Annotated in this window: 14 protein-coding genes; 6 read left to right on the top strand and 8 right to left on the bottom strand. The window is 55.2% G+C overall.

What is annotated here, in order from left to right:
* Positions 1-45: 45 nt before the first annotated feature.
* The 5 genes from QOL67_RS07850 to QOL67_RS07870 form a co-directional block, all read right to left on the bottom strand.
* On the bottom strand, positions 46-1,410 hold the full coding sequence (locus QOL67_RS07850; RefSeq protein ID WP_283425403.1) for a glutamine synthetase family protein: 1,365 nt from the start codon (positions 1,408-1,410) through the stop codon (positions 46-48).
* Between the two features lie 83 nt (positions 1,411-1,493).
* Positions 1,494-2,522, bottom strand: a complete 1,029-nt coding sequence (locus QOL67_RS07855; RefSeq protein WP_283425404.1) for a TRAP transporter substrate-binding protein — start codon at positions 2,520-2,522, stop codon at positions 1,494-1,496.
* A 53-nt stretch (positions 2,523-2,575) separates the two neighbouring features.
* Positions 2,576-3,898, bottom strand: a complete 1,323-nt coding sequence (locus QOL67_RS07860) for a TRAP transporter large permease (RefSeq protein ID WP_283425405.1) — start codon at positions 3,896-3,898, stop codon at positions 2,576-2,578.
* Positions 3,898-4,494, bottom strand: a complete 597-nt coding sequence (locus tag QOL67_RS07865) for a TRAP transporter small permease subunit (protein ID WP_283425406.1) — start codon at positions 4,492-4,494, stop codon at positions 3,898-3,900. The genes QOL67_RS07860 and QOL67_RS07865 overlap by 1 nt, the downstream gene beginning before the upstream one ends.
* Positions 4,494-5,249 carry an N-formylglutamate amidohydrolase gene (locus QOL67_RS07870; protein WP_283425407.1) on the bottom strand — a complete coding sequence of 252 codons (756 nt, stop codon included), beginning with the start codon at positions 5,247-5,249 and terminating at the stop codon, positions 4,494-4,496. Before QOL67_RS07870 ends, QOL67_RS07865 begins: the two co-directional genes overlap by 1 nt.
* Before the next feature lie 146 nt (positions 5,250-5,395).
* On the opposite strand from QOL67_RS07870, the gene QOL67_RS07875 reads away from it, so the two are divergent.
* Positions 5,396-6,259 (top strand): MurR/RpiR family transcriptional regulator, encoded by an 864-nt coding sequence (locus QOL67_RS07875; RefSeq protein WP_283425408.1) that lies wholly within the window; start codon positions 5,396-5,398, stop codon positions 6,257-6,259.
* Between the two features lie 283 nt (positions 6,260-6,542).
* Positions 6,543-7,622, top strand: coding sequence for a response regulator (locus QOL67_RS07880; RefSeq protein WP_283425409.1), 1,080 nt, complete (start codon positions 6,543-6,545; stop codon positions 7,620-7,622).
* Positions 7,623-7,635: 13 nt separating this feature from the next.
* On the opposite strand, the gene QOL67_RS07885 is transcribed toward QOL67_RS07880, so the two are convergent.
* On the bottom strand, positions 7,636-8,223 hold the full coding sequence (locus tag QOL67_RS07885; protein ID WP_283425410.1) for an acyl-homoserine-lactone synthase: 588 nt from the start codon (positions 8,221-8,223) through the stop codon (positions 7,636-7,638).
* A 704-nt stretch (positions 8,224-8,927) separates the two neighbouring features.
* On the opposite strand from QOL67_RS07885, the gene QOL67_RS07890 reads away from it, so the two are divergent.
* The 3 genes from QOL67_RS07890 (at position 8,928) to QOL67_RS07900 (ending at position 11,082) form a co-directional block, all read left to right on the top strand.
* Positions 8,928-9,149: a hypothetical protein gene (locus tag QOL67_RS07890; RefSeq protein WP_283425411.1), complete on the top strand. Its 222-nt coding sequence runs from the start codon at positions 8,928-8,930 to the stop codon at positions 9,147-9,149.
* Positions 9,150-9,265: 116 nt separating this feature from the next.
* Positions 9,266-10,732 carry a sensor histidine kinase gene (locus tag QOL67_RS07895; protein WP_283425412.1) on the top strand — a complete coding sequence of 489 codons (1,467 nt, stop codon included), beginning with the start codon at positions 9,266-9,268 and terminating at the stop codon, positions 10,730-10,732.
* 11 nt (positions 10,733-10,743) lie between these two features.
* Positions 10,744-11,082, top strand: coding sequence for an Hpt domain-containing protein (locus QOL67_RS07900; RefSeq protein ID WP_283425413.1), 339 nt, complete (start codon positions 10,744-10,746; stop codon positions 11,080-11,082).
* 5 nt (positions 11,083-11,087) lie between these two features.
* Here the strand turns inward: QOL67_RS07900 and QOL67_RS07905 are convergent, their stop codons facing one another.
* Complete coding sequence (locus QOL67_RS07905) at positions 11,088-11,471, bottom strand: response regulator (RefSeq protein WP_283425414.1); 384 nt, start codon at positions 11,469-11,471, stop codon at positions 11,088-11,090.
* A gap of 186 nt (positions 11,472-11,657) precedes the next feature.
* Between QOL67_RS07905 and QOL67_RS07910 the strand changes: the two genes are divergently transcribed.
* Entirely contained in the window at positions 11,658-12,422 is a 765-nt protein-coding gene (locus QOL67_RS07910; protein ID WP_283425415.1) for an enoyl-CoA hydratase/isomerase family protein, read from the top strand.
* Positions 12,423-12,457: 35 nt separating this feature from the next.
* On the opposite strand, the gene QOL67_RS07915 is transcribed toward QOL67_RS07910, so the two are convergent.
* Positions 12,458-14,698: a xanthine dehydrogenase family protein molybdopterin-binding subunit gene (locus tag QOL67_RS07915; protein ID WP_283425416.1), complete on the bottom strand. Its 2,241-nt coding sequence runs from the start codon at positions 14,696-14,698 to the stop codon at positions 12,458-12,460.
* Position 14,699: the final 1 nt, after the last annotated feature.

A 14,699-nucleotide genomic window follows, 5' to 3' on the forward strand; every position in this document is an offset into this window, starting at 1 on the left:
CCAAATATCCCGGGGAGTTTGAGGGGCTGGCCCCTCATCCCGGCCTTAGGCCCGCTCAAACCCGCGGGCAATTTCCCAATCGGTCACAACCGCCTCAAACGCTTCCTGCTCCCATTCTGCCATGCGCACGTAATGGTCGATTACATCGTCCCCCATGGCGTCGCGCAGCATCTTGGACCCACGTAGGGCTTCTGTTGCGCCTTTCAATGTGGTCGGGATCTCTTCGTTGCTGTTCTCATAGGCATCCCCGGTCAGCGGCGCACCCGGATCACATTTTTCCTCAATGCCTTTGATGCCTGCGGCCAACATCGCCGCAATTGCAAGGTAAGGGTTCATATCTGCGCCCGGCACACGGCATTCCACGCGCACCGCTTTGCTGCCATCGCCACACAGGCGGAACGCGGCCGTACGGTTGTCCACGGACCACACCTTGGCGGTGGGCGCAAAACTGCCCTTTTGGAAGCGTTTGTAACTGTTCACATAAGGCGCAAGGAACACCGTGATGTCATCTGCGTATTTCAGCAACCCACCAAGGTAATGCCGCGCCAGCTCCGACATGCCCAGCTCAGCCTCCGGATCGTAAAACGCCGGAACGCCGTCTTTGGTCCAGAGCGACTGGTGCACATGGCTGGCAGAGCCAACCTTGTCGTGACGCCACTTGGGCAAAAACGACACCGCATGTCCCTGTTGCCAGCCAATTTCTTTGGCGGCATGTTTGGCCACGGTGTGATTTTCCGCCGCATCCATCGCACTGCCATAGCGGATGTTGAGCTCTTCCTGCCCGGTTTCCGCTTCGCCTTTGGAACCTTCAATCGGAATGCCCGACGCATAAAGCGTGTTGCGCATTGTGCGCATCACACCTTCTTCTTTGGTGGTTTGCAGAATGTGGTAGTCTTCATTGTAGCGGCTGATCGGGGTCAAGTCGCGGTAACCGCTCTTGGCCAGCTCATCAAAGCTCTGCTCAAAGATGAAGAACTCAAGTTCGGTAGCCGATACGGCTTCAAAACCCATCTCCGCCAGCCGCGCAATTTGCTTTTTCAGCATGCCACGCGGGGAATGTGCAATATCGTGGTGTCCGTGGTGATCCATCACATCGCAGATCACAAGGGCGGTGCCTTCCAACCAGGCCGCTTTGCGCAGCGTGGTGAGGTCCGGCTTCATCAGGTAGTCGCCATATCCGGCAGACCAGCTGGTGGAGGCATAGCCTTCCACCGTGTGCATCTCCAGATCGGTCGCCAGCAAATAGTTGCAGCAATGGGTCTCTTCCCAGGCGCTGTCGACAAAATGCTGCGCCAAAAAGCGCTTGCCCATCAAGCGGCCTTGCATATCTACAATGCAGGCCAAAACGGTGTCAATTTCGCCGCTGGCGCTCAGCGCGCCCAACTCTTCTAGGGTCAAATTGCCCGACATCTGATGCACTTTCTCTTGGTGTCACCGAAGCCCCAGTGATCAAACCGGGGCTTCGAATTTCTCTTTATTAGGAGATCTAAGTCTTAGCGGTACGGACGGCCAGCCGCCTGCATGTCCGCGTTGTACTTTTTGAAGATCTCAACAACTTTGGCCTTGGTTGGGCTTTCGGCTGCAATCTCATCCCAGAACTTCACAGCCGCAGTTTCCACGGTTGCCCACTCCTCATCAGGGATGGTGGTCAGCTTCATTTTGTCGCCGTTGACGCGCAGGTTGGCTTCGCCACCCCAATACCACCACTGACGGTAGTAGTGTGACTGATCACAGCACACACGGAACAGGGTCTGCAGGTCTTCTGGCAACTCATTCCAACGGCCCTGGTTGGCAAAGAAGCTGCCCGCCCATGCGCCGGAGATGTTGTTGGTCAGGAAGTAGTTGGTCACATCAGCCCAACCCACTGTGTAGTCTTCGGTGATGCCGGACCATGCGATGCCGTCAAGCTCGCCAGTCTGTACCGCAACTTCAATGTCTTCCCACGGCAAGGTCACTGGAACCACGCCAAACTGGCTCAGGAAGCGGCCAGCGGTTGGGAAGGTGAACACGCGTTTGCCTTTGAGATCGGCCAGCGAGTTGATTGGATCTTTGGTGGCAAAGTGGCATGGATCCCAGGAGCCGGCACTGATGTGCTTCACGCCCACTTTGGAATACTCTTCGTCCCAGATCTCGTTGAGGCCATACTGGTTGAACAGCACAGGCACGTCGAGGCTGTAGCGCGAACCAAACGGGAAGTAGCCGCCAAACACGGTGACTTCGGTTGGCGATGCCATGGAGTCATCATCGGACTGCACCGCATCAATTGTGCCTTTTTGCATGGCACGGAACAGCTCACCGGTTGGGACCAGCTGATCAGCGTAAAACAGTTCAATCTGCATGCGGTCGCCCGCAATTTTGTTGAACATCTCAATTGCTGGATCAATCACATGCGCGGCCAGCGATGGACCTGCATAGGTCTGCATGCGCCACTTGATGGTGCTGGAAGCCAGCGCCGGGGTCGCCAATGGTGCGGCCATTGCCCCAGCACCAGCGGTCTGAAGAAACTTACGTCTAGTTGTCATCTCTTACTCTCCTTGTTGCGTTTCGGCCCCGTTCGCGGCGCTCTTTAGTGTTTTTATTTTCCGTAAACATAGTTTGGCAGCCACAGCGCGATCTGTGGGAAGATCATGACCAACGCGAGGGCCACAAACATCACCCCAACAAAGGGCACGATGCTGCGATAGATGTCTTTTAGCGTGATCTCTTTGGGCGCCATGGCCCGCATGAGGAATAGGTTATAGCCAAAGGGCGGCGTCATATAGGCGATCTGTGTGGTGATCGTGTAGAGCACACCGTACCAAATCAGATCAAAACCTAGGACCTGCACCAGCGGCACATAAAGCGGCGCCACAATCACCAGCATAGCGGTGTCATCCAGGAAGGTACCCATGATGATGAAGCTCAGTTGCATTAGGATCAGGATCATCCAAGGGTCCAGCCCCAACTGATCGGTGAACAGGCTGTCGATGGCTTTCACCGCGCCCAATCCATCAAACACTGCGCCAAAACCCAGCGCCGCCAAAATGATCCACATGAACATGCAGGAAATGCCAAGCGTGCTGCGCACCGAGTTTTCAAAAACGGTTCGGTTCATGCGGCCTTTAAGCACCGCCGCGACAAAGGCGGTGATTGCCCCAATCGCAGAGCTTTCCACCAGCGATGTCCAGCCGTTTACAAAGGGGATCATCATGGTAGCAAAAATCACAATTGGCAGCAGGCCAGCGCGCAACAGACGCATTTTTTCGGCGCGGGTGATGTTGCGGTCTGCTTCCGGCAAAACCGGGCCTAGCTCCGGCTGAATACGACAGCGGATCACCACATAAAGAATGAACATCGCTGCCATCATCAGGCCCGGGAAAACACCAGCCAACCACAGCTGCCCCACCGGCTGCCGAGCGATCATGGCATAGAGTACCAGCACCACAGAGGGCGGCACCAGAATACCCAGGCTGGACCCGGCCTGAATGACCCCGGTAACCATGCGTTTGTCATAGCCGCGTTTCAGCAGCTCCGGCAGTGCAATGGTGGCGCCAATCGCCATGCCAGCCACACTCAGACCATTCATCGCAGACACCAGAACCATCAGCAGAATGGTTCCGATCGCGAGCCCGCCCCTGACGGGTCCCATCCAGACATGGAACATCTTATAGAGGTCATCGGCGATTTTGGATTCACTCAGCACGTAGCCCATAAAAATGAACATCGGCAGCGTCAGAAGTGGATACCATTTCATCAGCTTCATCGCAGCCGAGAAGCCAATATCTGAGCCACCGGTGCCCCACAGCAGCACCGCTGCAAGAACCCCAACAAAGCCAATAGCACCAAAGACACGCTGCCCGGTCATGAGCATCAGCATCATGGTCGAGAACATCAGAATGGCGATCATTTCGTAAGACATTAGTAGTCCACTCCGCGGATGCGCGCGATGTCTTTGAGAAGCTCAGAAATCGCCTGCAAGAGCATAAGAATAAAGCCAAAAACCATGATGAGTTTGATCGGCCAAAGAACGGGGCGCCAGGCCGTAGGGCTGCGCTCGATATATCCAATGATCTCGCTTGCGGCCTCTTTACCGCCGGTGATGTAGGCCATCACAAGATCTTTGTAGAAGGTGTAGGGTTCCACGCCAAAATGCCCCAGCGAGTACGCGCTTGAGCCCACGGCACCGTGGATCAGGATGACCAGATAAAACCCCAAGAAGAAGACGGTCATCGCGTCGACAATGGCGCGCTGGCGCAGGGTCCACTCACCGTAGAACAGGTCCATCCGCACGTTGGAGCCCATCTGAACCGAATAGGGCCCGCCCAACACGTAGTAGGCCACCATGGCAAACTGCGCCATTTCCAGCGTCCACATCGACGGCGTCAGGAAGGTCTTGGAGAAAGACGACCACAGCAGGATGGCCATCATGACAAAGATGCCATACATGACAAACCGGCCAATTTTGCGGTTAAACCAGTCCACTCCGTGAATGTAGTAGCGCAAAAGTTTTGGCATTACGCAATCTCCCCGGATTCACGCAGCTCTGCCATGCCTAGCGCAATCGCAGCCTCAAGCGCGTCTGTGACTTCTACAGCCTTAGAGTTACCCGCAAGCAAGTCATTGCGCACCTCCAACATCACATTGGGAAGCTTGTTGGGCAACGCATAGGCTCTTAAGGAATGAGTCACACCATGCTCGGGGCCATATGGATCATTGCGGCGTGTGTTGAACGGGCCATCAGCCATGGCAGTCAACATTTTATCCGCCAGCCGCGTATCTCGATCATGCAAAATGCCAATCTCAACCGCGCGTTGCTTGCCATGATACACAGGCGTAAACGAATGCACGGTCACAATCGCTTTGGGGTGCACCACCTCAATCACTTGCTGCACCGCCTCTTTGAACGGCTGATAGATCTGTGACACGCGGGCCTGACGATCTGTCTCGGATAAATCCATATTGCCTGGAATATCAAACACTTCGCTTTTTGTCGGCACCGCATCTTGCGCTTCTGGTGGTCGGTTGCAGTCATAAAGCAGGCGCGACACGCCTCCTGCCACAAGCGTACAATCAAACCGCTTAGCCAGCTCACGTGTTAACGTCAGCGCACCTGGGTCCCACGCTACATGACTGCGACGCACCTCTTCTGTGAGGCCCAGTTCTCCAAACTCTGTCGGAAAACTTCTGGAAGCATGCTCGCATACAAACAAGATATCACAGGGCGCCACTGCGCCCTCGATCACCACTGCCTCTGAATCGTCTAGAGTCATGTTGTCCCTGTCGTGCCATTTTGCATTTGTGAACAAACTTCTTCAGAGTCACCCGTCCTGTCAATAATTATTCTGAAATTTTTTCTTCTCACGGGATTGCTTTGAAACTATGCTTACATTTGTAGCAGTTAGTAAGTGAGCCTCCCGTGAAAGACACCGCACAGGAAACCATAAACAAGATTTATGACAGTTTGACCCGCGCAGAGCGTCAGCTCGCCGGGGTGATTTTGGAAAATTACCCCATGTCTGGCATGGGCTCGATCACCCGACTCGCGGACAAGGCTTCAGTTTCCACGCCTACTGTGGCCCGCATGGTGCAAAAACTGGGGTACTCAGGCTTCCCTGAGTTCCAAGAGGCACTACGCCAAGAGGTAGAGGCGCGGTTCTCCAATCCAATTGCCAAGCATGAAAGCTGGGCACAAAGCGCACCGGAGGCGCATATTCTCAACCGCTTTACCGATGCGGTGATGAGCAATATCCGCCAAACCCTGGCCAACATCGACCCGTCCCAATTTGACGCCCTCGCTGGCCTTTTGGCGGATGAGAACCGCGCGCTCTATATCACCGGTGGCCGTATCACACATGCCCTAAGCGAATATTTGCATCTGCACATGCAGGTCATCCGGGCCCGCGTACGCCACATTCGCTCCACGTCAAATGCCTGGCCGCATGACTTGCTGGATATCTGCGAAGGCGATGTGGTTCTGATCTATGACATCCGCCGCTACGAAAACTCTACGCTGCGGCTTGCTGAAATTGCCAAACGACGCGGTGCAAAAATCGCCCTGATCACCGATCAATGGCAAAGTCCCATCAGCCAATATGCCGATGTTTCTCTAAAATGCCGGATTGAAGCCCCGTCTGCGTGGGATTCCACCGTTTCTATGATGCTGCTGTCAGAAACCCTGATCGCCGCCGTGCAAGAAGCCCGGTGGGACCAAACCGAAGATCGCATGCGCGCTCTGGAAGACATGTTCGACCAAACTAAAATCTTCCGGAAGTTTGTCTGACATAACAAACGTGTGCCTGCGCCCAGGCAATCTACCGCTGATTGAACGCAGCGCACACACGCCAATTTCTTGCCGCATTCTCAAGCAGATCCTCCACCTGCCCTTTAAATTATTGGGTTAACAAAATCTTAATTTTTTCCCTCGACACACCATTGTCGCCCCTTTCTCACCGCAATCTCCAAACATACTGATCCCCGTAAGACCGGCGCAAAGTGTCGGTATAGTGTGTGACAGAGTTAAGTTGGTTGAGGACATAGAAACAGCGCCAGAAAGGGCTGGGACGATGAAAATTTTGGCCGTTGATGACGATGAACACATCTGCGAACTGCTGTCGGAAGCGGTTGCAGCCAAAACCGACCACACAATTGTCACCGTGGCCTCTGGACCTGAGGCAATCCGCGCTATCGCAAAGGCCAAAATCCCGTTTGATTGCTTCATTCTGGACGTCCAAATGCCAATTATGGACGGCATCACTCTGGCCAAGAAAATCCGCAAAACCAAACCCTACACCCGAACGCCCATTCTAATGCTGACGGCTATGTCGCAAAAGAAATACGTCGACGCAGCATTTGAGGCTGGGGCAACTGACTACGTCACCAAACCGTTTGATTTCCTGGAGCTGTTCACCCGAATTTCAATCGCAGAACGTCAGATTGCAGATCACAAAGAACTGATCAGCACCGTGTCCGAGATGGCGTCGCTCAAGAAAGAGTTGATCTTCAATACGGACCACAGCCTAAGTGAACCCATTGAGCTCACTGGCGTCACGCAGCTTGTAGGATGTATGGCTTTTGACGCGCATGTTTTGGCCATGCCGCGCCGACAGCGCATGCGCACGCGTGCGTTTGGTATCAAAATCAGCACCATCGAAAACGCGTACAAAACACTCTCCGCGGTGGCTTTCCGGCACATGCTGACTGACATCGGCAGTGAATTGTTGTCGGTGATGGCGCACACCGACACACAAGTCACCTACAAAGGCGACGGTGTGTTTGTCGGAACCCTGCCCCGCAGCGCGGGCTATTCCGCCCCCCGCCTTGAGGCTGAGCTAAACAGCCGTCTTGACTATGTGCCTTCGACGCAGGTTGACGGGCTGGACAATGAGGTTTGTTTTGGGGAAGCCGTGGCGCTGCGTACCCTCACCAGCGGTGGCGCCCTGTATGCGCTACAAAAAGCGGTCACAAATGTACACACCCGCGCGCAGGCCCCACGCCGCAGTGGTACCGATCTACGCAAAACCATACGCTTGCATCCCGCAAGCGGATTTCAGACGGAACAGGAGCGCCGCGCCTATGAATCGCTTCTGCACGACGCCCTCCACGAAGGCTGCCAAACACCTCAATCAGCAGCGACATTTGGCTGACGTCACCCGCTCGCTAGTGATGCGTGCGTGACAAATCCATACGCGCGACCTGAACGGGCGCGCCATCGACAAGCATCACCGGACCTGCAGCCTCTGCAAACAGGCCCAACCGGCGTATCCACCGAGGCCAAATTGCCGGCACCAGACCAAGAACTTGTTTGGCTTCCATCTCTCGGGCAGTGTCGATCAGCTTTTTCATCAGCCGCGTTTGCACTTCGGTGCGGTCCTCTGCAGGCACGTCTCGCGCCACAAAAACCCGGCTCGCATCCAGAATATTTGGATCGATTGGTGCCTCGTCGTACAGCAGGGTGATTGGAATCGATTCAAGCATGCCCTTTTGCGCATCTCGAATCATATAAGAATACATGCCGCACCGCGCAGTGGTTGGCGTCAGCCGCACCCCCGCCAGAACACGTTCTCCTTCATGAACCGCGATCCAGCTGGACGCGGGTGTGTCGTATTGGTCGTACTCCATGCCTGCCACTTCGGGCAGGTCCCAGTTGTTCTGCACAATGAAGGACTGCTTTCGCGCCCTCAGCAGATTGACCATCAATTCGCCATGCTTGTGCATGTTCTCGAATGATAGGGTAGTCGTCAGCATTTCCCCAATTTCTCCGGATACTCATTCCCCAGGTACCAAATGAACTCACTCACACAGTGACACGGCCATTCTGGCCCGCGCCGGATACACACCAAATTACTCTTCACACAAATTACGCACAGGAGACCAAGGCCACCTGCTCACAACGCAGGCTCCCACGAACCATTTCACATCAACCGGAAAACCATACGTGAACCGTAAGCGCCTTCAGCGACACAACCTAGCCGCGCACCAGCCCTTTGATCCAAATTTACGCTTAAATCGATTGAGACACAATTTTTAGCTAAACTCTACAAAAAAAGTTAGCCTTTCAGATATTGCCGATTGTTTCCGCTCCTAGAACACAGTTTTTACACTTTTAAACGAATGTTATGCGAAAAATTTACTCTCTATCAACCAATTAAGGCGAAACCTTTATTAACGGCGGGAGTCGTTAACGAATAGCTTCGCGAAAATTCCCAGCCCCAAACACCAAAATGCCACCTTGTGACGCCAGGCTTGCACAGACTGTCACGCGTTACGCTTGAAGGACAACAGGGATAGAGATGCAGCCATACTTCCTTAATTTTCACGTTAAAGGTGAAATCGCCCACACCTTACTTTTGTCAGAACCGGAGCCTCGGCTTTTGATTGATATTTCGGCCAGGGCTGCAACCGAAGCTGAAGCGCCTGGGTTTCGCTATCCCAGACGGGTCTGTTTTACTGTGACAAATAAGGACCTAATTGCGCGGTTCCGCGACACCGTATCACCGGGTGACGTGATCGAAGCAACCGGCACCTTTGACCAAACCGGCTATGTGCCGCACACACAAGGCCATATCGACACCACGTTTGAATTGCTTGACTTTGTGCGCAGCGAAGCTAGCGGCAAGCTTGAACATGACGGGCGTGTTTTCCAACCCGACACAACTGCCCGCCCCAGCTGAGAAAATCGCTTTCCTGCCGAAACCAGACCATTTTTGAGCCACATTCTGCTGCTTTCTTAAACACAACAGCACCAGCTGCCATTGGTGCGCAAACCGAATACTCCGGATGTCGCAGAATGCACATTGAACAAACGAACCGCTCCCGGTCAAACACGCCGATACTACGCCGTGTCGCACGCCGTTTCCGGGTGATGTTCCCCCGCCGCCAACCTCCGGTGGCACACTCCCGCCGCCTCAAACAACAAATGCATGATTTTGCCAGTGGTGGCGCCGCTCTGTTCTGGCAACGCCAAGGCATCTATGCCGGAGCCGGCTTTCTGTGTGGCTTTTACTTTTCTTGGCCGCTGGCTGCCCTGTGCTACTTACTCATTCAAGCGGGCGATATCTTTGACAGCATTGCCTGTTACCGGGTCATCAACCGCACCGATCATTCGTTGCGGTACAGCCACAGGCTGCTAAAGCTGCTCTTTGCCTCAAATGCCATATCAGCGGTTTCCATTGCCACATTCACGCTTTTATTGGCCCGTTTAGAAGGCCCAGGAGAGCACTTCACCTCTCTATTTTTCCTGTTTGCCGCAGGCCTTTTTGCCGCAGTGAACAACCATCAACTCAAACAAGTGCTTGCCTTGCGTCTGATCACCTATGGGGCGTTGTTCATCTACATCCCTGCGTCAGACATACTCTCGCATGGGGCGCCGTTCACGTCCAAGTTGTGGCTGCACTTCGCGACCTCCCTATTTGTGCTGTATTTTGTCCTCGAATGCTCCACCATCTTCCTGCGCATGTATCAGCGCACGTTGGATCAGATGGACGAGTTGCGATCGGAGCGCGACAAGGCGCGAGAAAGCTATGAGATCAAGTCACAGTTTGTCTCCGTTGTAAGCCATGAACTGCGCACCCCACTGACTTCAATCACTGGCTCGCTGACCCTCATGCGTGAAACCAACTTGTCCAAAGATCCGGAGAAAGCCGACCGGATGCTCGACATCGCCTATAAGAACAGCAAACGCCTGAGCAAGCTGATCAACGATCTGCTCGACATTCAAAAGATGGAGGCGCGCAAGATGGTCTACCATTTTGCACCGGTTGATCTTGGCCAGTTGCTTAACGACGCCGCCCAGTCCATTACGCCGTACGCCGATCAATACGAAATTGTGGTGCGTACCGATCCGCCCCCCTTTCCGCTCACCATCCGCGCAGATCATGAGCGCATGATGCAAGTGTTGGACAACCTTCTGTCCAATGCTGTGAAATTCTCACATGAAGGTGGATACGTGGAGCTCAGCGCGCGCTTAATTGACGGCTGCGCTGTGCTCGCGGTTCGTGACTACGGCGTGGGCATTCCAGAGGGTGAGCGCAGTCAAATCTTTGGCAAATTCACCCAAGTCGACAACTCTGACTGTCGCAATTTTGAGGGCACGGGTCTCGGTCTCTCCATTGCCCGTCAGATCATCGAAGACCACGGTGCTTCAATCGATTTTGACAGCGCATTAGGCGAAGGTACCCGGTTTTACGCCATCTTCCCCCTCTGTGACACCGAAGACAACATCAGCATCGAATTGCCACAAGATTGCGTACCATGAAGGAGCAAAGCATGTTTCCAGATGACCATCAGGACAAATTCGACCGCCTGCGCCGCCATTTCATGTCTGGCCTGCCGCAGCGCGAAGCGGAGATCGAAGACTACACCGCCACACTGTTGGAACATGGCCCGGACCGCCCGGCACTTGAAGGCCTCCACCTCGCAGCCCATAAACTGGCAGGTATCTGCGCCACCTACGGGTTGCACCAATTGGGTCACCTGGCGGAAAAAGCCGAGGCCCTTTTGGAGCGCGGCGCAACTCAAGAGCCATGTGAGGCCTCTATGCAGGACATTCTTGTCGCAACCGACTTGTTGAGCGAGGAACTTGGAAGTGTGATTGACACCGCTTAAGCGCTTCAGCCTGCCTGGGCAACAATGGCCCGCAGTTGATCTGGAAGAGCCACCGGATCAAATGGTTTCTGGATGGCGCCGGCGGCACATTCGGTGATATCGGAATGGTGCTTGGACGTGACATCTTTGGACGTCATAAAGATCGCAGGCACGTCGGCCAAGGCGTCTTGTCTGCGCAATTTGACCAACGTTTCCAATCCGCTAAGCCCTGGCATCATCACGTCCAATAACAACAGGTCCGGTGCAAATTTTGCGGCATTTTTGATCGCGTCTGTGCCATTGGCACATTGCATGACCTCAAAGCCCCCAAATTCAGCCAACGCCAAATAGGTTATCTCGCGAATGTCCGCGTCGTCCTCAACGTGCAATATTTTTCGGATTTCGGTCATTCTCGGCTCCCCTAACATCCCAATAGATTTGACCGTATAGTCAAGATGCATCAAAGGGAAGCTACAAGCCCAACGCTCGCCTGAAGGGTGAAATTTCGGTGACGTCACGTGTCATTTCTCTCTAGCCACTTGAGCCTACGACCACGACGCCTAAGCTCACTGAACAGATGGCCAATAGGAGACTCCATGTCAGACCAACCTCTTCTGTCAGAACGCATCGACAATGCGCTGGTGCTGACACTCAACGACCCCGCACGTCTCAACCCAATTCGCGTGGCCACGCGCGAAGCCCTTTCCAAAGCCCTGGAGCAGGCCGAAGAAGACACCTCCATTCGCGCCGTGATTCTGACTGGTGCGGGAGGCAACTTCTCCTCCGGTGGCGACATTGCCGCGATGGACGCGCCCGCCCGTCTAAAACGCATAAACTTTGAACACGTCAAACACATGGTGAACCAGATCACCGGCGGTTCGGTCCCGGTGATTGCCGCCGTGGAAGGCTGGGCCGCAGGCGCAGGCCTCGCTGTCGCCATGATGTGTGACACCGTGATCGCAGGCAAATCCGCCCGCTTCATGGCCGCCTTCCCCAAGATCGGCCTGATGCCGGACTACGGCCTCTTGGCCTCCCTGCCCGCCCGCGTAGGTCAAGCCCGCGCCCGGCAGATCATGCTCTACGCCAAGCCTGTCAACGCAGAACGGGCTGAAAACATCGGTATGGTGGACGAGTTGGTCGAAGACGGCACAGCGCTCGACGCCGCGCTCAAACTCGCCAAACATGTCGAAACCCTTGGTCCCGAAGCCCTACGCGCCATCAAGGCGTTTGACAGCGGCCGCATGGACCGCGCGATTGACTATGAACGGGATTTGCAGCCGCTGCTTCTTGGTAGTGAGAATGCTCAAGAAGGCCGCGCCGCGTTTTTCGATAAGCGCCCGCCCAAGTTCAAACCCAGCTAAGCAAAAGGCCCGCCAAACTGGCGGGCCTTTCTCATTCAGGCAAAGTCAATGTGGTGATAGAGCGGCAACTCGCGAATGCGCTGCCCCGTGGCGGCAAAAATCGCGTTGGCCAAAGCGGGCGCAGCCGGCGGCACCGGCGGCTCACCAATCCCCCGCACCTGATCGCCATTCTCCAGTCCACGCACCATGATCTCCGGACATTGCTTCAGACGCATGCCCTCCGCATCCCAATAGTTCGCCTGCTGCGCCATGCCATCGGAATAGGTGATCTCGCTGTTCATCGCGTGACCCAGCGCAAAAATAACACCGCCTTGCACAAGGTTTTCGAAATTTACCGGATCAATCACCGTGCCCACATCAGCGGCCACCCAGACCTTGTCGATGGTGATGCCTTCTGCAGTGTTGGTCACCTCAATCACTTCCGCTGTTGGCACGCCGAAGCTCTCCACAAAAGCCACGCCGCGCCCTTTGTTTGGCCCCAACGGGCTGCCCCAGTTGGACATCTCGCCAACGGTTTCCAGCACCTTGCGGCTCACATCATGCTGCATCAGGCGGATACGTTCTTCCAACGGATCGGCCCCCGCCTCATGGATCAGCTCATCCAGCAGGCTGTCAAAGAAGAACCCTCCGGCAGAAGCGCCCACAGACCGCCAACTGGAGACAGGCGCCAGCTCCGGTACGCGGTACGCCCGCATGCGGAAATTCTCCAACCCATAGGGGTTGTTCCAAGCCCCTGCCGCGATCTGCATATCCGGGCCCGGCACATTCATCCCAGCACGGCCCATTTGTGAGCCAACCACAGACGGCATCGCGACCTGCAAATCCATCGCCGTCACTTTGCCGTCTTTCACAGCACCACTGCCGCGCGCCATGCCAATATGGCGCGGGAAGTCATGCGCGAAGTCTTCCTCACGGCTATAGGTGAGCTTCACCGGAGTTCCCCGCATCTGATTGGCAATTTCTGCGGCCAGCTCTACGTGCTTGAACTCCAACCGATGACCAAAGCTACCGCCCATAAAGTGGTTCACCAGATCAATCTGTTCAGAGCTATGCCCGGTGACCCTTGCAACTTGATCTTGCAACATACGCGGGATTTGGTGCCCGGTCCAAACCGTGACTTTGTCGTCTTCCACCAGCACAGTGGCATTGAGCGGCTCCAAAGGCGCATGCGCCACATAGGGTACGCGGTAGGCAGCTTCTATCGCCTTACCACCAGCCAAAGCCGCCGTAACATCCCCTTCGTTGCGCCATTCCTTGTCCAGCTGATCGTCATTTAAAGACGCCTCAATGGCTTGCCAGTGACCGTCTTGTTCCGCCGGATACGGGGCCTCGCCCCAGTCAAAGTCAATGGCCTGCACCGCCTGAATGGCCCGCCAAGTGTTGTCCGCCACCACAGCGACACCACCGTTGACCTCAACAACCTTCTGCACGCCTCGCATGCCTTCGGCAGCGCTGGCGTCATAACCGTTGAGCGCCCCGCCCTGACGCGGATTACACATCACAGCTGCGTGCACCATGCCCTCGACATCCACATCGATGCCATAGTCCAATGTGCCGGTAGATTTTGCCACCATATCAAGCCGTTGCATCGGCTTTCCAATCATCCGCCACTCCGACGGTTCACGCAATTTGACTTCGGTGACCGGCTCCACTTGCGCGGCCTCTTTGGCAAGCGCCCGATATGCCAGCTCTATTCCATCCGGTAAAACAACGGCACCCTTGGCGGTCTTGAGCTGTGCCACGGGGACACCACTCATCTTGGAAGCCACCAGCTTGAGCGTTTCCCGCGCCACTGCGCCGGCCTCCCGCAACTTGTCAAAGCTGTCAGGCATGGCCGTGGACCCACCAGTAATCTGCATGCCCAAAAGCTTGATCATGCCTCCCATGAAGCTACGGGTTGCTTCAGCCGTAAAGCTCTCATCGGTGGCCATAAACGGCGCGCCATCGCCAGCCAATGCGCGGTTCCAATAAGCTTTGTCTGGCTTACCAAAGTCGATCTGAAACTGGCCAAACTCTACGTCCAGCTCTTCGGCAATCAACGCCGCCTGGGCGTGGGCTACGCCCTGCCCTTTATCGCCATGGGGTGTGATCAGCGTGATCTGTTTTTCGGTGATTACCACCCACGGATTAAAGGTTGCGTCACCCTCGGCCAACCCATCTTTCAGCGGATTCTCATATGGCGTGCGCACTTTGTAGACACCAAATGCCACACCGCCTGCCACTGCAACCGCACCAAACAGGAACGTACGACGCGCAATTTTTCCAACTTTGCCCATA

This window comes from Shimia sagamensis, assembly GCF_900182745.1.
In the GTDB taxonomy this organism is placed as follows: Bacteria; Pseudomonadota; Alphaproteobacteria; order Rhodobacterales; family Rhodobacteraceae; genus Shimia; species Shimia sagamensis.